This window comes from Delftia lacustris (assembly GCF_040267515.1).
Taxonomy (GTDB): Bacteria; Pseudomonadota; Gammaproteobacteria; order Burkholderiales; family Burkholderiaceae_C; genus Comamonas; species Comamonas tsuruhatensis.
On sequence record NZ_CP141274.1, the window covers coordinates 3,729,063 to 3,753,933 of the forward strand.

Here is a 24,871-nt window from a genome sequence, read left to right on the forward strand (position 1 = left end):
GGAAGGTGAGGATGAAGAGGCACGAACGTCGTCACGCCAGTCACGCGCATAGCGCTGCACCAGCGAGGCGCCCAGGCGCTCGCGCATGACTTCGTTCGAGCCATCGGCCAGGCACAGCGCCTTGGCCGCGAGCAGGCTGCGCGTGAGGCCCTGGCCCTCGGCCATGCCACGCGCGCCCAGGGCCTGCACGCACTGCGCCACGGCGGCCAGGCTCTCGTTGCCGGCATGGAGCTTGGCGGCGGCCGCGGCCTCGACGGCCTCGTCGGCGCGCGCCTCGATCAGCGCCGCCGCGCGCTGGGTCAGCAGGCGCAGCACGTCGTGCACCAGTGAAACATCGACCAGCGACCAGCGCAGGCCCTGCTGGTTCAACACCGGCTGGCCCGCCACCATGCGTGCACTGCAGTAGGCCGTGGCCTGTTGCAGTGCGCTGTGCAGCAGGCCGCAGGCCATGGCGGCGATGTGCACGCGCGCCTTGTTCACGCCCGCCATGGCCTGCTTGAAGCCCTGGCCGGGCGGGTAGAGCACGTCGCTGTCGGGCACGAAGCTGCCATCGAGCTCGAAGCCGGCGATGCCCGCCAGCGCAAGGCCATCCAAGGGCCGATCGACCACACGCCGGCAGCCGGGTGCATCGAGCCGCACGATGAAGCAGGCGATGCCCGCGGGTCCGAGCTGCGCATCGGTCTGTGCAAACACCAGCGCCACCTCGGCACCCACGGCATTGGCGATCCACTGCTTGCCGCCCGTGAGCCGCCAGCCGCCATCGACCTTGCGCGCTACCATGCCAATGGCCGTGAAGTCGCTGCCCGCCCCCGCCTCCGACATGGCGGTGCAGCCGATCAGCTCACCGCGCAGCATGGCGGGTATGTAGCGCGCCCGGGCCTCCGCGCCGGCGCTCTCGGCAATGCGCAGGATGGCGTTGTGGTGGTTGATGAAGGCGAAGGCAAAGGCAAAGTCCACCCGCGCCAGCGCCTCGGCCGCCGCGGCCCGTACGGTGTAGGGCAGGCCCAGGCCGCCCAGGGCCTTCGGTACCTCCATGCCCGCCAGCCCCTGCGCGCAGGCGGCGCGGATGGCGGGGCCCGCCCACTGATCCGTGCCGGCCAGCGGCGCAACCTCGGCCTGGGCAAAGCGGCACAGCGCGGCCAGCAGCGGCTCTGCGTCGGCTGGCAGGTGTTCGATGAGGGAGTTCATGCGCGAACCTCCCCGTCAGCTTGCCCAGCCAGGCCGATGGCGCCGGCCTCGGCAAGCTCGGCGATGCGCGCGGGCGTGTAGCCGGCCACCCGCTGCAGCACCTCGGCGGTGTCGGCAGCCAGCGCGGGCGGGTAGTCGAGCACCGGCGTGCCGCCGTACTTGAAGGGGTTGCCGAGCATCTCCACACCCGTATCCGTGCCGGGGCGGGGCACGTCTTCGACCATGCGGCGCGCCCGGGTCAGCGGGTGGCGCAGCGCTTCATGAACGCCCAGCACCGGCGAGGCCGGCACGCGCGCCTCGGCAAACAGCGCCAGCCATTCGGCGGCCGGCCGCGTGGCAACCAACGCGCCCAGCTCGGCCGTCAGCGCCTGGATGTTGGCGATGCGCGCGGCGGCGTCATGAAAACGCGGGTCGTCGGCCAGCGCGGGGCGGCCCAGCGTCTCGCACAGCTTGCGCCAGAACACCTCGCCGGTGGGCGCCAGCGCGATCCACTGGCCATCGGCCGCGCGGTAGGTATCGCTGGGCGCGATCATCCCGTGCCGCGCCCCGGTGGCACGCGGCACCGGGCCACCGCAGAGCCAGCCCTGGGCCTGCCAGGTGAGCATGGCGATCTGCGCGTCGTAGAGCGAGACCTGCACATGCTCGCCGCACCCGGTGCCCATGGCCTTGACCAGCGCCGCCACCATGGCCAGCGCCAGGTACAGCCCGCCCGCGAGGTCGGCCACCTGGTAGCCCACGCGCACGGGTTTGCCGCCCTCTTCGCCGGTGATGCTCATCACGCCGGACAGGGCCTGCAGCATCAGGTCGAACGCGGGCGCATTGGCCCACTCGCCCTCGTCATGCAAGCCGATGATCTGCGCGACCACGATGCGCGGGTTGATGGCGCTGAGGCTCGCGAAATCCAGCCCCAGCCGCGCGGGCACGGCGGGTGCAAAGCCGTAGATCACCGCGTCGGCCTCGCGCACCAGATCGTGCAGCGCCTGCCTGCCGCCGGGTGATTTCAGGTCCAGCGCAATGCTGCGCTTGCCCCGGTTGACCGACAGGAAAAAGGGCGAATCCTGCGTGTCGGACGCCGGTGGCACCCGGCGCGCCAGGTCGCCGTCCAGCGCTTCCACCTTGATCACCTCGGCGCCGAGCTGCGCCAGCAGCTGGCCCGCAAAGGGGCCGCCGAGCACCCAGCTCAGGTCGAGGACGCGTTTTCCAGAAAGCATGCGTTGGGGTCTCCAGGATTGAGTAACGCTCACATTCCATCACTGGAGGCACCAGGCATCAAACGATATAAACTGCCCTTTCTTGTCAATAAAATTCACATCATGGCCTTGCACCGCCTGCCCCCGCTGGGATCGATACGCGCCTTCGAGGCGGCGGGCCGGCTGCTCAGCTTCTCGAAGGCGGCAGACGAGCTGTCAGTGACCCACGGCGCGGTGAGCCACCAGATCAAGGCGCTCGAAGGCTGGCTGGGCGTACCGCTGTTCCTGCGCCGGGGCAAGTCGGTGGCGCTGACCGACCAGGGCCGGCTGTACCTCGACTCGATCAGCCCAGCGCTGGGGGCCATCGCGGCCGCATCGCGCCGCATCAGCGCGCACGAGGTGCTGCGCGTGAACGCCCTGCCCACCTTCACCATGCGCTGGCTGTTTCCGCGGCTGGCGCAGTTCCGGGCGCAGCATCCGCACATCGAGGTGCAGATATCCACCGGCCTGGAGCCCATGAGCCGGCTGCCCGCCAACATCGACGTGGTGATCCGCCGCGAGCCGCACGAGGTCACGGGCCTGCACAAGGTGCGCGTGCTGTCGGAGACGGCGTTTCCGGTGTGCGCGCCGGCGCTACTCGAACGCGTGCCGCTGGCGCGCATCGCCGATCTGGCGCAGCACACCATCCTGCACTGCCCCGCACGGCGCACGGCCTGGGAGGACTGGCTCGCCATCGCCCACCACAGCCGCGTGGTGCCCGCGCAGTCGCTGGAGCTGGAGCATCTGTACTTCTGCCTGCAGGCGGCCATCGACGGCATCGGCGTGGCCATGGGCTATTCGCCGCTGGTCGCGCCCGACCTGGCCTCCGGCCAGCTCGTGGCGCCGTTCGGCGACATGGTGCTCGCCACGCCCGGCTATTTCGTCATCACGCGCGCGGAGCGCCAGCACGATCCGGTGGTCAAGACCTTCTGCGACTGGCTGCTGGAACAGGGCGCACGCTTCGACGCAGGCCGCTGACCGGCACGCCCGCTCAGGCCTCCCGCCACGGTTGCACCGGCAGCCCCGCCACGCTGGCACGCATCGCGAACACGCAGCCCGACAGCGGCCGCCATACCCTAACCATGGCGGCAGAGTTCATCGCCCGGACCGTAGCACGCGGGGTCAGGCATCTGCTGATCAATGCAGGAACCCTATCCAGCCCCTCCTTAGAGAGATTCAATTGCGGGTTCCACGACCAGCGCTTGAACGAGCACCGGTTTCAGACACTCACGCAGGCTGACCAGGTGATCACTCACTGGCGGCGCAACTACAACGCGCTGACTTGCCACCCGACTCCTCCGGCCAGATTCGCCTCCGGGCATCGCTGGAGAACTCGCAATCGCAAAACCCTTGGGCTCGCCAGCTCAATATCGGCACGCCGGAAGGCGTGCTAGCCCGCGTAACTGACAAAAATCTCACCGTGCGCTCATGGTCCTGTGGGGCCCGGGTTTCTACCATCAACACATCTCCTCAACACCCCACCAAGGCTTGGAGATCCCGTTCATCCACTCTTACAAGGAACCTCATCATGGCCCAAAACCGCCTCTCCCCTTCTTCCCTGATTGCAGCCCTGGCCACTGTGGCTGCCCTGGCCCTGCCGGGCATGGCCTCGGCCGCCTACTGGCATCCCGCCAACAACGAAGCCGGCGTGATCGTCCACCCGGAACACTTCCAGAGCGAGAAGACCCGTGCCCAGGTCAAGGCGGAAGTCCAGGCCGCCGCGCAGCAAGGGCTGCTCTCCTATGGTGAAGCCAACGCCTTCCCCTCGCAGCCCAACGCCGGGCCGGGCAAGACGCGGGAGCAAGTGGTCATGGAGCTGGTGAACGAGTCACCCGCCGAGCGCGACGCCCGCATGCGCCTCTTCAGCGAAAGCGGAGCTTGACAGGCTGTGCAGGGGCAAGCCCCAGCGAGTGACCAGCGCCGGGGCTGAAGGCCATCTGGCCGCCCCAGCGCGTAAGGGCAGTTGCCATGTGTCTCGGTCAATGGTTCTCTCATCGTACAACTGGTGCGCATCAGGGCCATTCGCGCTCATCAACCGCCCTGCTTATCGAGCCTGTTCAAGCGAGTTCGTGACCGTATCAATATTGGCGCCGAACACTGGGTACATGAGTGCTCCAATGAAGTCGATGGAGGTAACGCACGAAATCGTGGTGGCAGCGAGCGAGGGAACTCGAAGAATGCAAGGTGCACATAAGCGTTTATCACAGCAGATGCGAGATCTCGCTCAGTGGCTTCAGGCCCGAGCCAAACCTGCTGATCGCCTCACGGTGCGCGCCAAGCTCACTGTAGGGAAGATAGCGGATTCCCAGCTCCGCCACCCGAGTAAATGCCGGCCGACGCAACTGGCTGCGGACATCCTCGCGGCGAGCATCCGGCGCCACCAGAAACATCGATACACCCGTTCCCAATTCCGTGCCCAAGGCCAGATCGAGCATGCGCACAATACCTGAATAGATTGAGGTCGAGTGCTCCACTTCGAAGGCAGCGGCAATCTTCGAGCCTTCGGCCTCCACCCATATGACATCGATCAGGCGAACAGAATCCAGGCCGGCCCGCACCTGTGCGGGAAGCTGCGCCAGGCAGCCATCTCCGAGGCGCCCTCCTCGATAGCTGCGCCCCTGATCATTGGATGCAATCCAGACACCGTAGCCAAGCGATTTCCCCAGATCACGCAACCATCCCTGGATTTCCGTGTGCGTCGCATCGCTCTCGCGTTCCGCAGCCCAGCGTTTGTGGGCGGCGGCCGACTCCTCGCGCACCTTTTCGAGATCGGCCTCCCAGCCACGGACAGCGGACGCATCGTCATCGCCCGGTGGCGCCGCATACCGGCCCGCGCCGATGTCGAACAGCAGACCGGCCAGCGCCCCCAAGTCGTTTGACAATATGTTGCGATGCTGGGCATTGAGACGAAGGCCTCCTTCGCGCATTGAGAGGTAATGCTCCCACTTGCCAAGCTTGACACTGCTGCCCGTGAGCGCGTTATAGCCCCTCACGATCGCGGTGTTGAACGGCATGACGATCGTGGGATGGACGAAGTACAGGAGATTCGCCACCGCGGGGCCCAGGCCCTTGATCTGACGGGCATCGATCCGCCGTATGGCTTCGATCACTTCCTCGGCGCTGTTGCAGCAATCGCAGGTATGAAGCAATCGGGCAAACGCCTGCTGGTTGGTTGCATTCTCGTAGATGTCGGGGATACGCAGCTTGGGCTTCCACAGGAACGCGTGGTCCGCACCTTTGAAGATCTGGCGCTGCTCGGCCACGGAGCCGACCACCGTTTCTAGCGAGGAACCACGAAATGCATTGCCGAAGGTGCCCGCATCGATGTCCTTGACCACCTGAGCCAGACCGCGGCGAATCGAACGGAAGTTCTTGAGTCGCTCTTCCCAGAGAAACCAGGTGTTGTAGGTGCTTAGCGGATCGGCCTTCCAGTGACCGATGAGGGTTTCAAGCGCTTGGGACATGGTGTCGATAGTTCAGCGGACGCAAGATACCCATTGAACCACGGCACCACCCAGCCCACGCCGAAATCGCCAGTGTGGAACCTTGCCTCGGTGACCGCAGCCCTTCGCAGGGGGCGACTTGCTGATGTTCATCCAAAGGTCAATCCGATCTTGGTCATGAACGACGAAAAAGGTCATACCTACGCGATCACCATGCGCTGCGCACCTGGACCTTTCACGGTGACCATTTCGTGGACGGCTGCATGTTTGCCGAATCATCGCCAAACGCCCCGCCATGCGCTGGGTAGCCCGGTGCCTGGGAACTTGTAGTGGTATCACGGCGGTGCAAGAGAAGCTGACAAAAATCTCACCGTGCGCTCATGATCGTGTGGGGCCCGGGTTTCTACCATCAACACATCTCCTCAACACCCCACCAAGGCTTGGAGATCCCGTTCATCCACTCTTACAAGGAACCTCATCATGGCCCAAAACCGCCTCTCCCCTTCTTCCCTGATTGCAGCCCTGGCCACTGTGGCCGCCCTGGCCCTGCCGGGCATGGCCTCGGCCGCCTACTGGCATCCCGCCAACAACGAAGCCGGCGTGATCGTCCACCCGGAACACTTCCAGAGCGAGAAGACCCGTGCCCAGGTCAAGGCAGAGGTCCAGGCCGCCGCGCAGCAAGGGCTGCTCTCCTATGGTGAAGCCAATGCCTTCCCCTCGCAGCCCAATGTCGGGCCGGGCAAGACGCGGGAGCAAGTGGTCATGGAGCTGGTGAACGAGTCGCCCGCCGAGCGCGACGCACGTCTGCGCCTCTACGGCGAAACCGGGGCCTAATGGCCCATAAAAAGGAGGCCAGTTGAACATGCCCATTCATTTCAAGCCGAGAGCTGTCAGGTTGAAGCAACGCCCCTTCCGGTACGTTGACTTCGATGTAATGCGCTCGCAATCTATCGGTCATGGTCTCCTGACTACATTGAAATCGTACGCCGTACCACGTGCACTAAGAGGTACGACATCATTGCCTGCCCTCAAAGGAGACCTCCATGCATCGGAAACTCACTATCCTCATCCTCTCCCTTGCTGCCCTGGCGCCCGCGTTCGCCATGGATGCCGCACAGTCTGAGGCGCAAGTCGTCATCGCACTGAAAAATGGAGAAACGCTCTACGTCTTCAAAGACGGCTTGATGGCGAAGGAAGACAAATATGGACGCGCGGTTCATCTCAAAAAAGGCGAAACCGTCCAGACCCCTGATGGAAAAACCATCATCACAAAGGGCAACGAGATCGCTCGCTTGTATTCCCTGCTGACACAAGGCCACGGGGGCTGAGGCGGGCCACCGACGCGCGGACGACAAACCTTCCTCGCATTCAGTAGTCTCGTAAGACCTTTTCTCCAGTTGGAGAGAAGGTCTTAGCATTTACAGACCAGGCCTCGAGTCCATCAATACGCGTGCAGCCCCTGTTTCCTCATGAGCTGCCAAGACGATGCACAGGCCCATGCCGTGCCCCGCCCAATCAGCAGGTGCAGTGCAATTGATCAGGTTCTTGAACCCGAACACGCGTGGCTACAAAGGGGAGCATCCGCCCAGATCCGGCCCGCGCCGGGCGGCACGTTGATATGGCCTTTGCAGTAGGTCGTACCCGTCAACGGCGTGAACAGGTGCCCAAGAGGTTCCCATCGAGCCACATTAAAGCCACGCTGGCCGCAGGAAGGCGATGCTAAGCACGTTGTCGGGGAATGCATCTGTGCCCGCGGGGACAGCAATGAGGCACAGCGGTTCAGCGCCTGTCGGCTCCGGGTACGATGCTGATCAGGGGCTGCCTGGCCCGTCTTTTCGATGCCCTGCAGGTACTGCCCCGCCAGCGCAGGTCGGGTGCTCGTAATGCCAAGGCTTTGCACGCTCACCACCTCATGGGACTGCCCTGTGGCCAACGTGACCTGCGCCCCGCCATTCACAGATGGCAGAGAACGCACCACTGCGCGCAGATCACGCCGGCCCCGAAAGGAAGCCGCTTCGAATCGACTTCCTTTCGAGAGAGTCGTAGTCATGCCGACTTAGCTCACTTTCTTCCCGAACGCGCCGCGGCAGGCTTTGCCTCGGTCTGCTGCAGGGCATCCGCCATGCCGATGAGAACGCCACTGACCAGAGTTGCATAGCTGTCAAACATGGCCTGCGAAGCGCGCAGGCCCAAGACTTGCCCTTCTTTGACGCTCTGCAAGTTCTTCTGTGCACTGTCCATCAGTTGCTGAATCGCTGCACTCGCCTGCGCCCCGGTTTCGGTACCTTGACTCTGGGCGGCTTGCAAAACCCGCATCCATGGCGCCTGCAACTGTTCGCTGCCATGTTCCGCGAGTTTCTTCACCACCGCCAGCAACGTCCCCTCCAACTTGTCGAGGTCGGCCAGCGCCTTCTTGGTCTGTGCCTCGCGCAGGGTGGCGCCCTGCTCCACCATCCGGCCCAAGGCGCGGCGGTTGGCCTCGACCGTCTGTACCAGGGCGCTGTCCATCCCCGCTACGGCCTGTCCCAGCAAGGCCTCCACATCTACCCGCGCCAGAGGGTTGTCGGCCGCGCCAAACGATGCGGCCTTGGCAACCGTGTTCAACACATGTCGAACGTTGGTCAACGTCAGTTCGCGACTTTGCAGAGCACTCAGCGTCGCGTCACGCACCACATTGCGAATGGTCTCCCCTTGTTGGGCCGTGGCTTCGCTGAACTTTCCGATCAGGGCATCCCGATCAATACCGTACTTGAACATGGTTGTCTCCTTTTATTGCATGTGCTGGCCGCCGTTGATGGCGATGTTGGCCCCGGTCACGAAGGCCGCCTCTTCCGAGGCCAGGTAGATGATCAGGCCAGCAACTTCCTCGGGCTTGCCGAGGCGCCCCACCGGGATCTGTGGGAGGATCTTGGTGTCCAGCACTTCCTTCGGGATCGCCGTGACCATCTTCGTGCCGATGTAGCCCGGAGAAATGGTGTTGACCGTCACGTTCTTCTTCGCCACCTCGAGCGCCAAAGCCTTGGTGAAGCCATGCACGCCTGCCTTTGCGGCCGAGTAGTTGGTCTGGCCGAACGCGCCCTTGGAGCCGTTCACCGACGAGACGTTGATGATCCGGCCCCAGCCGCGCTCGACCATGCCGTCGGCGACCTGTTTTGACATGTTGAACAGGCTATCGAGGTTGGTGCGCATCACGGCATCCCAGTTGACCTTGTCCATCTTCTTGAACGTCATGTCGCGCGTGATACCGGCGTTGTTCACCAGCACTTCCACTGGGCCTAGCTTGGCTTGCACTTCGGCAACGGCCTTGGCACAGGAGTCGATGTCGGCCACGTCGCAAGGCACGGCCAGGATGTCGTAGCCTCGCTCCTTCATCTGAGCCACCCACTCGGCGTGCGCCTTGTTGCTCGGCGAGTACGTTACGGCCAGCCTGTAGCCCGCATCGACCATCTTGGTCGAGATCGTCTCGCCCAGGCCACCCATGCCGCCGGTGACCAGCGCCACCCGGTTGTTCTTGTCGCTCATATGTGTCTCCTGATTGGTTGGAAAGAATCGTGTTCAAGTTCGCTTAGGCCCGGTCGAGGGCCATGGCCACACCCATGCCGCCGCCGATGCACAAGCCCGCCAGACCCTTCTTGGCGCCCCTGCGCTGCATTTCGTGCAGCAGCGTGACCAGGATGCGGCAGCCAGAGGCGCCGATGGGGTGGCCGATGGCGATGGCGCCGCCGTTCACGTTGACCTTGGCCGGGTCGACACTTAGCAGCTTGTTGACAGCGCAGGCCTGCGCGGCAAAGGCTTCGTTCAGCTCGAACAGGTCGACATCGCCAACGCCCCAGCCCGCGCGGGCCAGCGCCTTTTGCGACGCGGTCACGGGGCCCAGGCCCATGGTGGCCGGATCGAGCCCCGTGGTAGCGAAGCTGGCGATGCGCGCCAGGGGCGTGAGGCCCAGGGCGGCGGCCTTCCTGGCCGTCATGACGACCACGGCGGCGGCGCCGTCGTTGATGCCGGAGGCGTTGCCCGCCGTCACGCTGCCTGCTTTGTCGAAGGCGGGCTTGAGGCCGGCCAGGGCTTCGGCGTTGGTCTTCTTGTTGATGAATTCGTCCGCGTCGAAAACGACAGGATCGCCCTTGCGCTGTGGGATGTTGACCGGGACGATTTCGTCCTTGAACTTGCCGGCTTCCTGCGCGGCCGCGGCCTTCTGCTGGCTGGCCAGGGCCAGGGCGTCCTGCATGTCGCGGGTGATGCCTTCCTGCTTGGCAACGTTTTCCGCGGTGATGCCCATGTGGTACTTGTTGTACACGTCCCACAGGCCATCGTTGATCATGGTATCGACCATCTTCCAGTCACCCATGCGCTGGCCGTCGCGGCTGCCCGTGAGCACGTGGGGGCTGGCGCTCATGTTTTCCTGGCCGCCAGCGACGATGATTTCGCTGTCGCCTGCGAGCACAGATTGGTAAGCCAGCATCACGGCCTTGAGGCCTGAGCCGCACACGGCGTTGATGGTCAGGCCCGGCACGGACTGGGGCAGGCCCGCCTTGATGACGGCCTGGCGCGCGGGGTTCTGGCCCGCACCAGCAGCCAGAACTTGACCCATGATGACTTCACCGACCTGGTCGCCAGTGAGCTTGGCGCGCGCAAGTGCCGCCTGGATGGCGATGCTGCCCAGCTCGGGGGCCGAGATCTTGGCGAGCGAGCCGCCAAACTTGCCCACGGCGGTGCGAGCGGCTGAAACGATGACGATATCGTCGGACATGAGAATCTCCTTTTTGGTGGGTGTTGAATGCAAAGGTGGGGTGGTGCCAGCTCAGGCCTCCTTGGCTTTGACATAGCGGCCTGGTGCAGGCTCGATGGCGGGAAATTCGGCATTGCCGGGCACTTTGAGTGCCGCGACCTGGGCGCTGGCGCGCGCAGCCATTCGCTCCATTCGGGCCAAGCTCCCCCATGTCCGAGAAATCCGGCATGGCAGTCAGCAAGATGACGCTCGCCGCAGTCGTCTCGCCGCGCGCAGCGGCAATGGCCAAGGCACTTGCCAGCAAGGCGCCACCTATGCAGAAGCCCAGGGTATTGATCTGACCGGAACCATGGCCCTGAGCGACCGCACATGCCATCAGCGATTTCTCGGCCCGCAGATCCAGGATGTAGAACTTGTTGATACAGGGCGGAATGATCACCAGGAGACGCATGTACACCTTGGCCGTGGTGGGGGCGTACTGGATCAGCTGCATGCGATTGCCGTCGAGCACGAAACTGCCCGGGCTGGGTGGCGACGTCACGACCGACCTCGAAAACCTGGTCGTAGGTCATGGACACCCTGCCCTTGACCAAGTCGTCGAGAAAGAGCCGCGTGTCCTCCGTGAGGGCGCCGCCGCTGTCGATCGCCGCCTGGATGGCTTCGGGATCGGAGGCCAGGCCATTGGCCGGGCTCGTAGCGCCGATGACCTGGCGCAGTGCAAACCCCCGCTGGGCCTTGCTGTGTTCATCCAGCGACACCGCCGCCAAGGTGCGGTTCATGGGCTCCGCAAACTGCCGATAGCCTTGCGACAGCTGGGCGATCCATAGATCTTTTTGCCAGGTTTCTCCGGGGAACCGACGCTCTGAAGGCGCCTGTTGCGCAGGCTTCAAGCTTGATGACCACGAGTCGACCATCTGTTTGATGCCCTGCCGCCATGCCTGGAGCGATGGAGCCATGGCCGGCCAGACGGCCGCTCGCGCCTGGGCCCAGGTGTCGAACCACTGCGCAGGTTCCGGTCTGGACGGGGGTTGTGGCATAGGGGACCCTCAATGAGGCTTGACGTGCGGTTCGGTGCGCCCGGTGATGAAACGCGCAAATGTGTCGATTGCTACCTTGGTAAAGCCATGAGGCGCCAATTTGTGCACTTTGTAAAGTGACAAATACATCACACGCCGTTACCTAGCGCAATCTGATTTAAATGTAATTTCCCCGTCAACCAATCGCTATCTTGGATCCCTACGATCAAGGCGATCCCCCACCGAAAAAGACGGCTGCATTGAATTCGGTGTTTCTCGACATTACAGGCGCGCAGGCAGCAAGTGCGACAGATTCCGTGCACAACCACTGCACAGTCGAACAGGAGCCCGATGTCCACCCATCTTGCAGTTGCCTCACACGGCCTGAGCACTCAATGACATTGTTCTTTTCCTTTTTCCTTTCCGCGCTCGGCGGGCTTGCTTGCAGCCACTCGTTCGCAGCTGATCCCATGTCTGCAAACGCTACCAAGCCCACTCCTGTTGCGCTGTCCAAAGCAGACATTGTGAATGGCAAGGTTATCTTCAACGACAAGTCGTGCGCCGCGTGCCATGGCGCTGACGGGAATTCATCCATTTCCACCAATCCCAAACTGGCTCAGCAACATCCCGAATACCTGTTCAAGCAACTTCAGGAGTTCAAGTCCGGTGAGCGCAATAGCCCGGTGATGAGCGGAATGGCGGCACAGCTTTCCGAGCAGGAGATGCGCGATGTCGCCTGGTTTCTCGGGGCTCAGCGGATCGAGCCCGGCTTCGCGAAGGAGAAGGATCTGGTGACTCTGGGCGAAAGGATCTATCGCGGCGGCATTGCCGACCGCAACATCCCGGCGTGCGCAGCCTGTCACAGTCCCGACGGCGCTGGAATACCAGTCCAGTACCCACGTCTTGGAGGGCAGCATGCCGACTATATAGCGGCACAGCTGATGGCGTTTCGCGATGGCATTCGTCTCAATAGCAGGCCGATGGCTGGCGTGGCAGCACGCTTGAACGATCGCGAGATCAAGGCACTGTCTGACTACATTGCAGGCCTTCGCTAGGTATCCGAACATGCTCAGTTCTTGGCCAAACTATCACTGCATCACATTGCTGGAAGGTCGATCCACGGGAAAATTTGTGGCCATTCACGCACCCCCTTATACCGATTCAGGTCAGTCGATATACATAAACGGACGTTGGTTTTCCCAGAACGTGGTGAGCACCATGCTAGTCGTTTGGCTGATCTGCGTGGCCCTCTTCGTCGGTTTCCTGCTCTGGCAACATTACAAGTATCGAAACAAGACGGGCGACAAGCGACGGGCATCTTCACACAAACGCAGTTCCCGGAAAACTCGGCATCATCGCCGAAACAATCAATGAATGAATATATTGATCCACTGAAAACCGCCCGGATGTCACTGTCGAGAGCAGAGCATTCTGCGCAAGGGGCTGGAATAAAAGATCAAGCGCGGGACAGCCGAGCGCAAGACGGCGCAAGTGCAGTAGATCATCCAGGTAAGACCAACATGGCTGAGGCCAACAGGGCCTACGACCAGCCTCTCTCGGAGATTGAGGCCTAGGTGGAAGACGGTCGCAAGGGCTTGAGAAACACCCTGAAGGCCAACCCGCAGGTCGTGCGCGAGCAGTACGAGCGCCAGTTGAAGGAGCTGCAGGAGGCCTACGAAAAATGAAGTTCACCAAGTGCTAGAAACACATTCGGAAATGCATCGACTTCGATGTAATGCACTCGCAATCCATCAGTCATGGTCTCCTGACTAGATTGGAATAGTACACCGTACCACATGGACCAAGAGGTCCAACGTGATAATTTCTACTCAAAGGAGTTCTCCATGTATCAGAAACTCGGTGTCCTCATCCTATCTCTTGCCGCCTTAACACCTACATTCGCCACGGATGCAGCCATGGCCGAGGCCATGTACGTCATTGCATTGAAAAACGGCGAAACGCTTTACATCTTCGAAGACGGATTGATGGCCAAGGAAGACAAATACGGCCGTGCCGTTCGTTTCAAAAAGGGCGAAGTCGTTCAGACTATCGGTGGGAGATACATTACACCTGTGGGTGACGAGGTCGCGCGGCTGAACATCCTGCTGACATATGGCCACCAAAACTGAGCAGGTCAGCCTGGCGCTCTCCCAGAATCCGGGCAGTTCTGAAGAGCTTGGCCAGAAGCGACCAAGCTGCAGTCTGGAACTGTCCAGTTTCCGGGAGAGCGTCAGCCAATGCCCGACCGCTATCGAAGAACTGCTTGGGAGTTTGGAGTAAACCACGCGCGCCCCGGAGTTGTACGTGGCACTCAGGCTGTGGCACCTTGGCGCAGGCACAGCAGATTCACTGCACGCAGATTAGCAACTGTTGAAAAACGGTTGGAACGGATTATGGCATCGGTAGCCGGAGCGCATGCTCTTTGGCGCTCCTAAGAAAATGGCGCACAATTCGCTCAATGGCCGCATCGAAGCCCATAACAACGCCGAAGAGCAGGTGACGCGAGCGTGAGATAGCCCGCCTGATTCTCCACCTTATCCTATCGCTTATCTTTGGAGACAGGAGCTTGGATTATTGTCAATATAACGGGCAACAGGTCAAAATCATGGGTTGGATGCATAGGTGAGCATGCGCTCCTGCGTCATCCCGAAGCCCCACGTCCGCAGGTATCCCCAAGCCTCTCGCACTACAGGGCTCGCCGCAGCATCCAGCACACGGCTCCATTGCCCCACCTGGGCATCATAGAGCCCTCGTCCTATGGGATTGCAGGAAGCTTGCTTGAGCCAGTCCCACGGCGGTAGGACCACCTTCTCGATCCTGCTCCCGGGAAGGCCTTCTGCGATTCCCAACCCCGCAGGGTCGAAATCCACAAAAGCCCAAAGAGGCTCTACCCGAGCTTCCAGAACAGATTTGACATGAGCCGGTGAATAAAGATTATCACCGCGAAACACTGCCATCACCCTCCGTTGGCCCAGAACCAACCAAGCATAGCGGTGCAAGTCAGTGAACGCCTCCCAGTTCTCCACAAGACACAGCACGTCGCAGTCAATCGCGTGCAACTCCTGTACCTTGACCACAATGCACATCTGAGGCGGCAACACAATGGGCTGCCCACGCCAAGTGCACGCCCCCAGCAGCTTGATTGCCACTTCACCATTATGGACCGCTCGGGTGCCGGACTTTTCAGACATTCCGCCATACTGGGCTGCGGCTGCCCTGGTCGCTGCGGCGCCCAGCGCTTGCACCGGCAGTTCGTGGCTGTGCAGAAGGCGCTCGGCCTGATCCCAGTGGTTTGGCATGTAGAAGATGACATTCCCACTCGGATGACCCAAACCATACTTGGCCGACAGGCCTTTGGCGACAGCGCCAGTGTTTCGGCGGGAAGGTCGATCGACCACCAGCCGCTGTAGATACTTTTGCTCCTGATACGAGAGCGTCATACCACCCCCTGGGTCGGGCGCTGCACGCATATATCCTCGAACGGCTCGTTTACCTGAAACCGTGAGACATCGGTAGTCGATACCAGTTCAAGCAGAAGACCCTGCCCATGAAGCCTGGGATAGCAGTACATCAGCCATGCCCCGTCGTCCAAATCCTGGAGTTCCGACCGCTCGCGCTTCCAACCTAGCAGCGAGATTTCTCTCTCAGACACAGCGATCTCCTCAACAAGTGTCTTTAAGGCATGCACGTAGCTCGGCAATGTCTCTTCCGGCCATTCATCATCATCGTCAATAAGCTGCTGGGCAGCCGCTGGAAGCGGCACCGCTGCCACCGCCTTGGGCGGAGGCAGTATCGCCAATATCCGCAGGAGATCCTCATTGATCAGCAAATCCCCGTCTGCGACGTCCGGTTGCAGCCGCACGGGAACGGGCTCTGGCCTTATCAAAACCACATCTGCAGGCTGCAGATTGTCCACCGGCAGGTCCCATCCCCCCATCGTCTTGTGGCGGTCCAGCCAAAGCGAAAACCCCGACAGCAACCGCAATCGAGTCTCCAGCAGGCGTGCATCAAACAGCCGTGTGGCTATCACTGCCTGCGCGTCCTTGATGAGTCCCGTCCACTTGAGCACCTGAGCTCCCAGGCGACGGGACACCAAAGCATGTGCCTCAGGCAGCCCTACCGCGATGGCTCCCTCCCGCACCTGATCAACAAAGCGGGAGATGTTATCCATGCTGCGCAGGAATGATTCAATCTGGCTCAGGTATCGTCGGTTCTGCCTGAGCTTGGCGTCCAGTCCTTCAACATTGCCGTACTTGTTGCCGATGAGGACATGCAGCATGTGCAGGTTCTGCTCAATGCTGTAGGCGATGTCCACCGTGGTTTCGTCCAACGCCCAAAGAATTTGCTCCATGTTGGCGAGACTGCCCCTGGATTTTGCAAATCGCATCTCTGACCACAGCGACTGTGCCTGGCCCACCGAGGCGGTAAGGCTGCGCAAATCCTTGAGCGCATGGTAGCTAGATAGGTGATCTGAGAGGAACTCACGCAGGCGGGGATTCAGGCGGTAGGTATCCTCGTCATAAGGCTTGATGGCGCCAATCTCAAACAGCGCATCCACCCCCTTCTGGTGCTGGCGGTCACCACCAGAAACGGCGCCTTCGAAGGCCTCGGCCACGATGTCAGCGTGCCGCGCCAACACCGCAAGCACCTGTCGATTACAACGAAAAGCTTAACCACGGCGTCACATCTTGCTACACAATGGTCTACTAGGTCTGTCGAATGGGTTGATTCAATACATTGAATTAGTTAACTGATATGAAAATTACAATAATTGACGTTACTGAAAGCGATCTTGGTGTGCGGCAGGTCCCCATGAACTACCGTTCGGTCACCGGGCGGGTGCAAACCTTGGATGGGCAGACGGTGTCATTCGAGAGCACCTTGGAGCGTGACCTGGTCTTGTTGATGGACTTCGATCCTCGGATAGCGCGCATCACCCACCAACCGATGAAGATCCGGTACCGTCTCGAATCTGGCGAGGAGCGCTCATACACGCCTGACTACTTGGCTACTTCTCGGGGCAGTCCGCTCAGGAAGCCTGCACGGCCCCTACTTTTTGAGGTCAAGTATCTGGATGAACTTCGGGATCGATGGAGCGACCTCGAAGCGGGCTTCCGGGCCGCCCGTATGGTTTGCGCACAGCGGCGTTGGGGGTTTCAGGTTGTCGATGAACGCTACATCCGCGACGACTATCTGAAAAATGTCACCTTTCTGCGTGACTACCGCTCGTATCCCTCCGATGGCAAGTCGGCTCTCATGCTCCTACAGACTCTGCAAGAGCTTCAAGTCTCCACACCTTCGGAACTGTTGGCTGCAACCTTCATGGACCTGACCAACCGCATGCAAGCTGTGGGCGCCATGTGGCGAATGGTGGCGAATGGCTCCATCGGCGCGAATCTCAGGCAAAGGCTAACGATGAAGTCAGAAATTTGGTACGAGGAACCTACGCTGTATGGCAAATGAACTGCATGCTTCTGGCTTCGCTGTCAGCCCTGGAGCCCCGGTGGTGTTCAAGCAGAAAGCTTGCATCGTGCGCCGTGTTCTCTCCACCGATCGGGTGATCATCGAAGACATTGATACCGGCCGCTCAGAGGTCGCGTTCATCAACCAGCTGTCTTCGATCACCACGCTCGTGCCCGAACATGAAGCTGGGGCTACAGGGGAGATGGTTGCTGGACCGTCAGCCCTGCCACCAGCGCTGCTGGCCTTTACTGCTGCCGAGATTGCGAAGGCTGAAAAGCGTCTGGACGTGATCGCCCCGTTGTTGGCAATGCGCAAGCGCTCTCGCAAAGATGTCGAGGACCATGCCAGGCAGTCCGGGGTTTCCGCTGTTACGCTCTACAAGTGGATCAAGAACTACAACGGGTGTGGCTCTCTCGTGGGCCTCATGGATGGCAAGCGAGGCGCCCCCAGCGTGAAGAAGCTTGATGAGCGGGTGGAGCAATTCATCCAGGAGGCGATAGACCAGCTCTACCTGTCGTCGCAACAACTGACGCCTCGGGATATCTATCAGACCGTGAAAGACCGTTGCGAGCTCGAGCGCAAGCCCGTTCCCCACGAAAACACCGTGCGCAACAGGATCGCTGCACTTCCTCTAAACCGGGTTCGGCGCAAGCGCGGTCAAGTTGCATTGGCAGACAAGGACATGCCTACTCCCGGTGTGTTCCCCGAACCCGTCAATCCTCTCAATCCGGTGCAGATCGATCATGTCCAACTCGACATGATCGTGGTCTTCTCTGACACACGTATGCCATGGGGACGGCCTTGGCTGACCCTGGTCATTGACTGCCTGACACGCGTGATCATCGGCTTCTATCTGAGTATGGACCGCCCTTCAGCAGTGGCTGCCGGCATGGCCCTGGCGATGGGCATGCTGCCAAAACAGGATTACCTCGCATCCCTCGGTTTGCCGGGCCGTTGGCCTGTGCACGGCAAGATTCGCAAGGTGCTGTGTGACAACGCCAAGGAATTTCGCGGGGAGGCCCTTAAGTTCGGCTGCAAGGAGAACGCTATCGATTTGGAACTTCGGCCTGTCAAGCAGCCACGCTACGGGGCCTACATCGAGCGCCTCGTGGGCAATGTCAACATGATGCTGCGCAAGAAGCCTGGCACGACGTTCTCCAACCCTCAGCAGCGGGGAACCTATGACTCCAAGAAAAAGTCTGCATACACCTTGCATGAGTTGGAGATCGAAATTGCGGACTGGGTTGTGAACCACTACCACGTTCACAAACACGGTGCCCTGATGAAGCCGCCATTGATCGTTTGGGAGGAGAAGATTCTGGGCACAGATGGCGCCATGGCAGCCGGACTTCCGATCCAGATTGCGGATCCAGAAAAGCTCAAGTTGGACTTTCTCCCGCTGGAGTCGCGTGTGGTGTCGCCCTCGGGCGTCCGAATGAACAAGGCTGACTACTATCACGAGGCTCTCAATCGATGGATCAATGCAAGCGATCCCGACCATCCTTCGGAGAAGCGCAAATTCACCGTCAAGTACCATCCTCGGCGCCGGCGTGAGGTGTGGTTTCTCGACCCCGAGGTCAAGCAGTACGTGAAGCTCGATCGCTATCCATTTCAAGCTCCCGGAGATGACGAGGTTGACGGCTACGTGGGCGTGGAAGAGCACATTGCGATTGAGGCCCGCAGGCAGCACGAAGGAAGCCAGCTGGAGGACAAGAAGGCCAAGGCAGGTTACCGCTTGCGTAGCGCCCACAGAGAGGCCAATGCTGTGGCAGACACGAAGAGAGTGAGGCGAAAGCCTCCATCCTCGTCGCCTCGAAGTGGTGGCGCAGACCGGTCGGTTGTCGAGACGCAAATGCAGCCTGCGCGGGAGCCTGTGGGATCGGGGGCCAACCCCTTTGAAGCATTCTTGAGCAAGAAAATTACGGGCTTCAATGCGTAGCGTGACGATGAACCAATTTCCTCATCTACACGAAGCTACGGCTCAAATGCTGGAGGCTTCACTGCCCGAAAAGCTGGAGTTCGTTCGCTCGAACCACCTGTTCGGCTACCCCGCCTACGACCATATTTTGCGAGACCTGCAGGACCTGGTGGCGTTCCCTCGTTCGCTTAAACCTGAGTGTCGCGCTGTCATCGCAGACAGCGACAATGGCAAGACCACGTTGACGCGGCAGTTCATTGCCAACAACCCCATCGTGCTGGATGAGGCCGGTTATCCGATCACCAAGGTGTTGTGGGTCGAGACACCTGCGAGTGCTGATGAACGACGGCTGTACAGCGCGATCCTAAGTGCCTTGAACGTGACGCATCGGCCCGACGCCCCCCCAGCACGGCTGGAAGCGCTTGCGCATGAAGAATTGGCCGTGCAGCGCACTTCTGTACTGGTCCTCGATGAGTTGCACGCCATGCTCAACAGCCCCGCGCGTCAGCAAAAGCAGTTCATGGCCTCGCTCAAGAGGCTCTCTAACATGCGTCAGTTAAGCATCGTAGCGTGCGGGACTGTCGACGTCTCAAGGGCCTTGGCTATCGATACTCAGTTCGTCAGTCGTTTCACTCGATTGGCGTTGCCCCGTTGGCAGGCAGATGAGAGTTTTCTCAAGCTGCTCGCATCTTTTGAGCGACTGATGCCGCTCGCCAGGCCCTCAAATCTGACCGCCCCCAAGATGGCGCTTGAGGTGTTCAAAAGCTGCGATGGCACCATCGGGTCCGTACGAAAGATCACGCTCCAAGCTGTCGAGCGCGTGCTCAAAGATGGTGGCGAGCGGGTGACGTTCGAGATTCTGCAAGGCGCCTGCCAGTCTTTTACAAGGAGCCGCTTGGTCACGGCACCGCGGCCGAGCTGAACAATCATGCAGCCATATTCCCAAGAGACGCTGGGCTCGTTCTTGGTGCGCTGGGCATGGGCTCGGGGGGAGCAGCCTGCAGTCTTGTCTCATCGACTGGGCCTGGGCTACTTCGTTTGGACCAGGGATCTGGACCGCAGCTTGTCCGAGGAGATGTTGCAAGCCATTGCAGCGGCCAGTGGCTGCAGGCTGGAGCAGGTTCGTTGTATGACCTATTGCAGTCAGCTGGCTGCAGCAGCAGTACCTGTGCACCGCAGCGGCTTTCTGCCTTGGCTGCTGCCTTTAGGGATCTACCATCGGCGCAGGCTTCGTTTTGGGCAGCTGTTCTGCCCTGCTTGCCTAAGGGAAGATATGCCGCGCCATCTGCATATGCACTGGCGCTTGGCTTCATCGTGGATTTGCCTCAGGCACGGCGTCAGTCTCATGGATGCGTGTCCGCACTGTGGCGCCCCGTTCGCTCCATATCGAAACGACTCTCTTGTTTTGGGGCGGTGCGAGTGTTGCGCCTTTGCTTTGTACAGCGCACATCCATCTACCTGTTCTGCGCGGCAGCAGGCGCAGCAAGAGCGTGTCGATGCGTTGTGGAGGCAGGCGTTTCTCGGGCACCCGCTGCCTTTGGCGTTGGCCTATCGGTTGATCACTCAGAGGGCGAAAAAGGCTCCTGATTTTTCAGGCGCAGGAGAACCGTGGAGCTACTGGCGAATCTTTGCTCGCAGCCACCTGCTGGAGAACGCCTTGGCCAGGTTTGACGAGGATATGGAGTGCTACACAAGAGAAGTTGGAGTCCACGAGTGTTACGTTCGTGCTTTGCCGCAGGCACGTACGACGCCAAGGTCGTGCTGGGAAGTGCCGCGTGATCCTCAGCTGCGGGCCCGCAGGATCCTTCAGATTGCATTGCGTTTGTCGGTCAGGCGCTCCACTGCATCGCGTGTGAAGGCACGGCTATGACCCAATCCAAAGCTGATGGGTCGCCCGGACAATATTTCGCACATGCACTGCGTTCAGCGTGCGGCAACTGTGGGCGATCGATGGACAAGGCCCACCGCATCCATCATGGAGTGAAGTACTGCAGCAATTGCTACCCAGCAGTTTTTCCTCCGCGAACCTGCCAGATCTGCGGCGAGACGGCCAGAGCCCACAAGCATGCAACCTCGTCGGTATGTGGGAAATGTGCACGGCAGGACCGCACATGTCTGCGTTGCGGCCGTTTGACTCCCCAAGCCGCTTTGCGGGTCGGAGACCGCGTTGCATGCGCATCATGTGCGCCTTATTACCGCACTTCAAGACCTTGCGATACGTGTGGAACGCCGAGCGCGAGGCTGAGCAGGTCGCGCGGCTTTCCTGAGCGTGGCCAGATGTGTGAGCGTTGTCTGCGCAAAGTTACTCAGGCTACCTGCAGCCACTGTCACAAGCACCGCACTCAGTACTTTATGACGCTCGCTGGTTGCCATCTTTGCAGCAAGTGCTGCGAACTGGATGGTCCCAGCCATGACTGTCCAGATTGCGGCTCGCGCGTGCAGGGAACGGGCTTCTCGCCTTGTTTCAGCTGTTCCATCAAGCGCGGGAATGTGAAACGGCAGCAGTCAGTCCAGCACATGCTAGTGACTCAACAGGCGAAGCAGCTGTACGCGGACTTCACGCAGTGGGGCAATTCATCGCAGCGGGCAAGCAAGTTGGCGGCGCATGCTTCGCGCTACTTGCAGTTCATCACTCGCATAGACATCGCGCTGCAGCAGGCATCCGTCCCGTTGGACCAGGCCGTGTTGCTGGAGACCTTCACAACGCAGGAGCTGCGGCAAATGGGGTTGCTAATGCAGTTTTTGGTGGAACAAGGCGCTTTCCTCCAAGACGCTGCAGCGCGCCGCCAAAACTCGGATGAGGCCTTGGTGCAAAGCAAGCTCAAGGGCGCTACAGGCAAGCCCTGGGCCGCCGATCTCCAAGCCTTTGATACGGCGTTGGCCCAACGGCAAAAGCCGCTGAATGTACGAAGTCGCAAGTCCTATCTTTCTGCTGCCATTGCCCTGTTGACTGCCGCCAAGGTGGGACGCGCAACGCAACTCAAGCAGGAAGCAGTCGATGCACTCTTGCGAAGCAAGCCAGGCCTGCGCGCATCACTGACCCCCTACTTGTCGCACTTGGCGAGCCGGCACGGGATGCGCCTGAAGGTGCCCGGCAAGCGCACGGCACCCAGACAATCTCTGCTGCCGCAAGCGCGGTACGCAAGGCTATTGATGGATGCCATTGCGGGCAAACCTCCTCGCCCAACTGAGTTGTCGTTGACCGCTACGTTACTTGCGCACCTACTGAACGTGCCACTGACGCAAATACTTCAGCTGAGACACCAGGACGTTGACTGGGCGACAGGGTTGCAGATGCGCCTGAAGGATCGCTGGATGGAGGTGCCGCAAGAAGTGGGCGCGTTTGTCCGAGCGCTGCAGTCACCAGAACATTTGGGTGGGTCAGACTTCAACCCTTGGGTGTTCCCGGGCCGACTGATAAGTGACTGCCTCAGCACATCTGCTGTTTCCTACCATCTGAGAAAGTACGAAATCCCGACGAACCGAAAGCAAGCACGCCACTGAACCGAAGATGCCCAAGGCATCTACAGGCTGTAGCGAGCTTCAGCAATCAGATGCGCTACGGAATACGTCAACGACGGTCTGGATCTATGTAAAGATGCCGGTGGGTAGCATCGTCGGATGCGCCACGGTGACAGGCCTGCACACACTCGCTCCCAGTACTCTGTGGAGGCGATTCGGCACTGTATCCGGGCTCAAGCGCCACGAGTTCTTTGAGTATTTTTCGGGTCTGCCAAAAGCCTTTGCACTGGGGCTGAGCGAACCTACACAACTCGCGTCTCCCATACCGCTGAGCAAGCTGCGCGACATGGCGGGCGGCTTTCATCCACCGCAGTTCTTCGCCAATGTCGCCAGCGATGGGCCTTTGCTGCACGTGATGAGCCAGGCTCTTCACGGCAGACCTCACAAGTCGCCCAACCTGCAGCGAGAGCTGGAACTGGCGTGAGGCGTTCTCGGAAAACGCCGGGACCGAGATTAGGCTCTACGGCGATCTGCCGCAGCAGCCATCTCTGCTAGGAACGGCCCTTCATGTTGGGCAGGTTGAGCGATGAGAAAGGCGTTGCGATCTTGGCCGACGATCCACGCAGGAGGCTTGCCCCGTCCTGTCCATGTGGCGCCAGTAGTTGGATTTTGGTACTTGGCCGCGCCTTGCTTTTTGCTTTTGGCGGGCAGCAACGGAAAGACTTGCTGAGAGGTGAGGCCAAACTCGGTGACGAGCTCTTGTACGCGACGAAGTGCGGCTGTGGCTTCAGTTTTCTTTGCCTTGGCGATTTCTGCATCCAGAGCAGCTTTCGCGGCCAGTAGTTCGGTCAAATTCATAGTCATACCTTGGTCCATGGGCGTTCGCCATCACGTGTGGCGCCAACAATTATCGGGCTTACTTGGAACTGACTGAGCCTCGCCGCCAGTAAAGATCAGGTCGGTGGGGATAGTGAACGGCAAGGAGCATCCGTCCCTGCTGCCGTCAGTTTCATTGCCCACGGGCATCCAGGGCCGTGGCGATCTGCAACTCCCTCGTTGCGTCGATAGTCAAACGCAGTGCACGGCGCACAGGGTCCACTTCAGCAACGGGGGAGCGCGACTGTGCTGCTATCGCACCGAGGCAGTGGTTGATGACGGATGTCGGGGCACCGAGTTGCTCGCGCTCGTACCGCGACAAACAAGAACGATCTACGCCAAGGAGCTTCGCGAATTCGGCTTGGGTGCGCTGTCCTCGTGCCTGCCTGATCAGTTCACTTTGTCGTGTAGGGAACGTTTGAATACTCATCGATGTGCTATAGATACATCATATGTGCAACAATAGCACAATTTGATAGTAGCCTCACCTACAATCAAAATTGGAAACAACATGGCAAGAGCAGACCAAATCAAAGCGCTTTTCAGAGCCTACGCAGGTAACGAAGACGCACAGTTCATCTCCGTGGCACTTCAAGTCGCTGCGGATGAAGCTCGCCGTGGTCACTCAAAACTTGCAGCGGAGCTGCGAGAGCTCATTGAAAAGGCGCGAGCCCCTGCTGCCCCCCGTGCGCGCGCACGGACATTACCTCTTGTGCAGCCTCGCGGCGAACTGGCTGAGCTGCTGACAGCGCAGTACCCCCAGCACCCTTTGAAGCACATGGTCCTGTCCAGGGAGGTGGAGCAGAAGCTGCAACGCGTGCTCCTGGAGCAGCGTCAGCATGAGCGCCTCAGTGAGCATGGATTGACGGCTCGCCGCAAGCTCTTGTTGGTAGGGCCTCCCGGCACTGGCAAGACGATGACGGCTGCCGTGCTCGCTACTGAGCTGAAGCTGCCGCTTTTCACCGCGCGGTTTGACAGCCTCATCACCAAGTTCATGGGGGAAAGCGCCTCTAAGCTTCGCTTGGTCTTCGAAGCTCTCAAGATCACCCGCGGTGTGTACTTTTTTGACGAGTTCGACTCGCTGGGCATGCAGCGGGGGGGGCAGCATGACGTTGCAGAGATGCGCCGCACGCTGAACATGTTCTTGCAGCTGATCGAGCAGGACACCTCGGACAGCATCATCGTGGCGGCAACGAACCACGGAGCTTCGCTTGATACTGCGCTCTTTCGCCGCTTCGATGATGTGATTCGATATGCCACCCCAGACGAAGCGCAAGTCGATGAACTGCTGCGCAATCGTTTGGCGATGATGGCTCCTGCAGACTTGAACTGGTCAAATCTGGTCCCCCGTGCAGTGGGGCTTTCCCACTCCGAGATCACCAAGGCTTGTGAGGACGCCATCAAGGACGCCATCCTTGAAGAACGATCGAGCATTTCAGAAAAAAGCGTTCTCACCCACCTGCAGGAGCGAGCTGCAAGCCAGCTGCACAACTGATCGGCCGGCCGGTCTGGTACATTGAGGTAACAAAATGCATCGTTGCCCTCAC

Annotated in this window: 24 protein-coding genes and 4 pseudogenes; 16 read left to right on the forward strand and 12 right to left on the reverse strand. The window is 60.5% G+C overall.

Annotation, left to right across the window (positions count from 1 at the left end):
• Window positions 1-72 precede the first annotated feature (72 nt).
• Window positions 73-1,188, reverse strand: a pseudogene (locus U6958_RS18425) (acyl-CoA dehydrogenase family protein); the annotation flags it as partial.
• The gene (locus tag U6958_RS18430) at window positions 1,185-2,399 is read right to left on the reverse strand and encodes a CaiB/BaiF CoA-transferase family protein (RefSeq protein WP_074923741.1); all 1,215 of its coding nucleotides are present in this window, start codon (window positions 2,397-2,399) and stop codon (window positions 1,185-1,187) included. The pseudogene U6958_RS18425 and the gene U6958_RS18430, both read right to left, overlap by 4 nt.
• 102 nt (window positions 2,400-2,501) lie before the next feature.
• Between U6958_RS18430 and gcvA the strand changes: the two genes are divergently transcribed.
• From gcvA to U6958_RS18445, 3 genes are all read left to right on the forward strand, one after another.
• On the forward strand, window positions 2,502-3,395 hold the full coding sequence (gene gcvA, locus U6958_RS18435; RefSeq protein ID WP_016446906.1) for a transcriptional regulator GcvA: 894 nt from the start codon (window positions 2,502-2,504) through the stop codon (window positions 3,393-3,395).
• 104 nt (window positions 3,396-3,499) lie between these two features.
• The gene (locus U6958_RS18440) at window positions 3,500-3,811 is read left to right on the forward strand and encodes an integrase core domain-containing protein (RefSeq protein ID WP_074923742.1); all 312 of its coding nucleotides are present in this window, start codon (window positions 3,500-3,502) and stop codon (window positions 3,809-3,811) included.
• A 134-nt stretch (window positions 3,812-3,945) separates the two neighbouring features.
• Entirely contained in the window at window positions 3,946-4,299 is a 354-nt protein-coding gene (locus U6958_RS18445) for a DUF4148 domain-containing protein (RefSeq protein WP_016446905.1), read from the forward strand.
• Window positions 4,300-4,618: 319 nt separating this feature from the next.
• On the opposite strand, the gene U6958_RS18450 is transcribed toward U6958_RS18445, so the two are convergent.
• Window positions 4,619-5,881, reverse strand: a complete 1,263-nt coding sequence (locus tag U6958_RS18450) for a hypothetical protein (protein ID WP_016446904.1) — start codon at window positions 5,879-5,881, stop codon at window positions 4,619-4,621.
• A 459-nt stretch (window positions 5,882-6,340) separates the two neighbouring features.
• Here U6958_RS18450 and U6958_RS18455 point away from each other — a divergent pair, with 459 nt between their 5' ends.
• Both U6958_RS18455 and U6958_RS18460 read left to right on the forward strand, forming a co-directional pair.
• Window positions 6,341-6,694 (forward strand): DUF4148 domain-containing protein, encoded by a 354-nt coding sequence (locus U6958_RS18455; RefSeq protein WP_016446903.1) that lies wholly within the window; start codon window positions 6,341-6,343, stop codon window positions 6,692-6,694.
• A 209-nt stretch (window positions 6,695-6,903) separates the two neighbouring features.
• A complete protein-coding gene (locus U6958_RS18460; protein WP_016446902.1) occupies window positions 6,904-7,188 on the forward strand; it encodes a CopK family periplasmic copper-binding protein in 285 nt (94 codons plus the stop codon).
• A 733-nt stretch (window positions 7,189-7,921) separates the two neighbouring features.
• Here the strand turns inward: U6958_RS18460 and U6958_RS18465 are convergent.
• Genes U6958_RS18465 through U6958_RS18475 form a run of 3 tightly spaced genes read right to left on the reverse strand, consistent with a single transcriptional unit; the run spans window position 7,922 to window position 10,610 of the window.
• The gene (locus U6958_RS18465) at window positions 7,922-8,617 is read right to left on the reverse strand and encodes a DUF6781 family protein (RefSeq protein ID WP_016446901.1); all 696 of its coding nucleotides are present in this window, start codon (window positions 8,615-8,617) and stop codon (window positions 7,922-7,924) included.
• A 12-nt stretch (window positions 8,618-8,629) separates the two neighbouring features.
• Window positions 8,630-9,382, reverse strand: coding sequence for an acetoacetyl-CoA reductase (gene phbB / locus U6958_RS18470; protein ID WP_016446900.1), 753 nt, complete (start codon window positions 9,380-9,382; stop codon window positions 8,630-8,632).
• 43 nt (window positions 9,383-9,425) lie between these two features.
• Complete coding sequence (locus U6958_RS18475) at window positions 9,426-10,610, reverse strand: acetyl-CoA C-acetyltransferase (RefSeq protein WP_016446899.1); 1,185 nt, start codon at window positions 10,608-10,610, stop codon at window positions 9,426-9,428.
• A gap of 188 nt (window positions 10,611-10,798) precedes the next feature.
• On the opposite strand from U6958_RS18475, the gene U6958_RS18480 reads away from it, so the two are divergent.
• Window positions 10,799-10,930 carry a hypothetical protein gene (locus U6958_RS18480; protein WP_264567139.1) on the forward strand — a complete coding sequence of 44 codons (132 nt, stop codon included), beginning with the start codon at window positions 10,799-10,801 and terminating at the stop codon, window positions 10,928-10,930.
• A gap of 92 nt (window positions 10,931-11,022) precedes the next feature.
• Here U6958_RS18480 and U6958_RS18485 read toward each other — a convergent pair.
• Window positions 11,023-11,082 (reverse strand): annotated as a pseudogene (locus U6958_RS18485) (hypothetical protein); the annotation flags it as partial.
• A gap of 79 nt (window positions 11,083-11,161) precedes the next feature.
• Window positions 11,162-11,626 (reverse strand): annotated as a pseudogene (locus U6958_RS18490) (hypothetical protein); the annotation flags it as partial.
• A 374-nt stretch (window positions 11,627-12,000) separates the two neighbouring features.
• On the opposite strand from U6958_RS18490, the gene U6958_RS18495 reads away from it, so the two are divergent.
• The 3 genes and pseudogenes from U6958_RS18495 (at window position 12,001) to U6958_RS18505 (ending at window position 13,734) form a co-directional block, all read left to right on the forward strand.
• Window positions 12,001-12,660, forward strand: a complete 660-nt coding sequence (locus U6958_RS18495) for a cytochrome c (protein ID WP_016446895.1) — start codon at window positions 12,001-12,003, stop codon at window positions 12,658-12,660.
• 400 nt (window positions 12,661-13,060) lie between these two features.
• Window positions 13,061-13,290, forward strand: a pseudogene (locus U6958_RS18500) (DUF1153 domain-containing protein).
• A 159-nt stretch (window positions 13,291-13,449) separates the two neighbouring features.
• Window positions 13,450-13,734, forward strand: coding sequence for a CopK family periplasmic copper-binding protein (locus U6958_RS18505; RefSeq protein ID WP_016446894.1), 285 nt, complete (start codon window positions 13,450-13,452; stop codon window positions 13,732-13,734).
• Window positions 13,735-14,208: 474 nt separating this feature from the next.
• On the opposite strand, the gene U6958_RS18510 is transcribed toward U6958_RS18505, so the two are convergent.
• Complete coding sequence (locus tag U6958_RS18510) at window positions 14,209-15,045, reverse strand: hypothetical protein (protein ID WP_016446893.1); 837 nt, start codon at window positions 15,043-15,045, stop codon at window positions 14,209-14,211.
• On the reverse strand, window positions 15,042-16,220 hold the full coding sequence (locus U6958_RS18515; protein ID WP_143044697.1) for a hypothetical protein: 1,179 nt from the start codon (window positions 16,218-16,220) through the stop codon (window positions 15,042-15,044). The genes U6958_RS18510 and U6958_RS18515 overlap by 4 nt, the downstream gene beginning before the upstream one ends.
• A 197-nt stretch (window positions 16,221-16,417) precedes the next feature.
• Here U6958_RS18515 and U6958_RS18520 point away from each other — a divergent pair, with 197 nt between their 5' ends.
• From U6958_RS18520 to U6958_RS18545, 6 genes are all read left to right on the forward strand, one after another.
• Window positions 16,418-17,068: a heteromeric transposase endonuclease subunit TnsA gene (locus U6958_RS18520; RefSeq protein WP_016452130.1), complete on the forward strand. Its 651-nt coding sequence runs from the start codon at window positions 16,418-16,420 to the stop codon at window positions 17,066-17,068.
• A complete protein-coding gene (locus tag U6958_RS18525; RefSeq protein WP_223275227.1) occupies window positions 17,058-19,007 on the forward strand; it encodes a Mu transposase C-terminal domain-containing protein in 1,950 nt (649 codons plus the stop codon). The genes U6958_RS18520 and U6958_RS18525 overlap by 11 nt, the downstream gene beginning before the upstream one ends.
• 7 nt (window positions 19,008-19,014) lie before the next feature.
• Window positions 19,015-19,908 (forward strand): TniB family NTP-binding protein, encoded by an 894-nt coding sequence (locus tag U6958_RS18530; protein ID WP_223275228.1) that lies wholly within the window; start codon window positions 19,015-19,017, stop codon window positions 19,906-19,908.
• A gap of 6 nt (window positions 19,909-19,914) precedes the next feature.
• Entirely contained in the window at window positions 19,915-20,856 is a 942-nt protein-coding gene (locus U6958_RS18535; RefSeq protein ID WP_016452127.1) for a TniQ family protein, read from the forward strand.
• A 647-nt stretch (window positions 20,857-21,503) separates the two neighbouring features.
• Window positions 21,504-22,490, forward strand: a complete 987-nt coding sequence (locus U6958_RS18540) for a hypothetical protein (RefSeq protein ID WP_034366580.1) — start codon at window positions 21,504-21,506, stop codon at window positions 22,488-22,490.
• Between the two features lie 7 nt (window positions 22,491-22,497).
• The gene (locus U6958_RS18545; protein WP_227469604.1) at window positions 22,498-22,932 is read left to right on the forward strand and encodes a hypothetical protein; all 435 of its coding nucleotides are present in this window, start codon (window positions 22,498-22,500) and stop codon (window positions 22,930-22,932) included.
• A gap of 29 nt (window positions 22,933-22,961) precedes the next feature.
• On the opposite strand, the gene U6958_RS18550 is transcribed toward U6958_RS18545, so the two are convergent.
• Both U6958_RS18550 and U6958_RS18555 read right to left on the reverse strand, forming a co-directional pair.
• Window positions 22,962-23,312 (reverse strand): H-NS histone family protein, encoded by a 351-nt coding sequence (locus U6958_RS18550; RefSeq protein WP_050042347.1) that lies wholly within the window; start codon window positions 23,310-23,312, stop codon window positions 22,962-22,964.
• A gap of 145 nt (window positions 23,313-23,457) precedes the next feature.
• Window positions 23,458-23,754, reverse strand: a complete 297-nt coding sequence (locus tag U6958_RS18555; RefSeq protein ID WP_074923745.1) for a helix-turn-helix domain-containing protein — start codon at window positions 23,752-23,754, stop codon at window positions 23,458-23,460.
• An 81-nt stretch (window positions 23,755-23,835) separates the two neighbouring features.
• On the opposite strand from U6958_RS18555, the gene U6958_RS18560 reads away from it, so the two are divergent.
• Window positions 23,836-24,819 carry an AAA family ATPase gene (locus U6958_RS18560; protein WP_034348563.1) on the forward strand — a complete coding sequence of 328 codons (984 nt, stop codon included), beginning with the start codon at window positions 23,836-23,838 and terminating at the stop codon, window positions 24,817-24,819.
• Window positions 24,820-24,871: the final 52 nt, after the last annotated feature.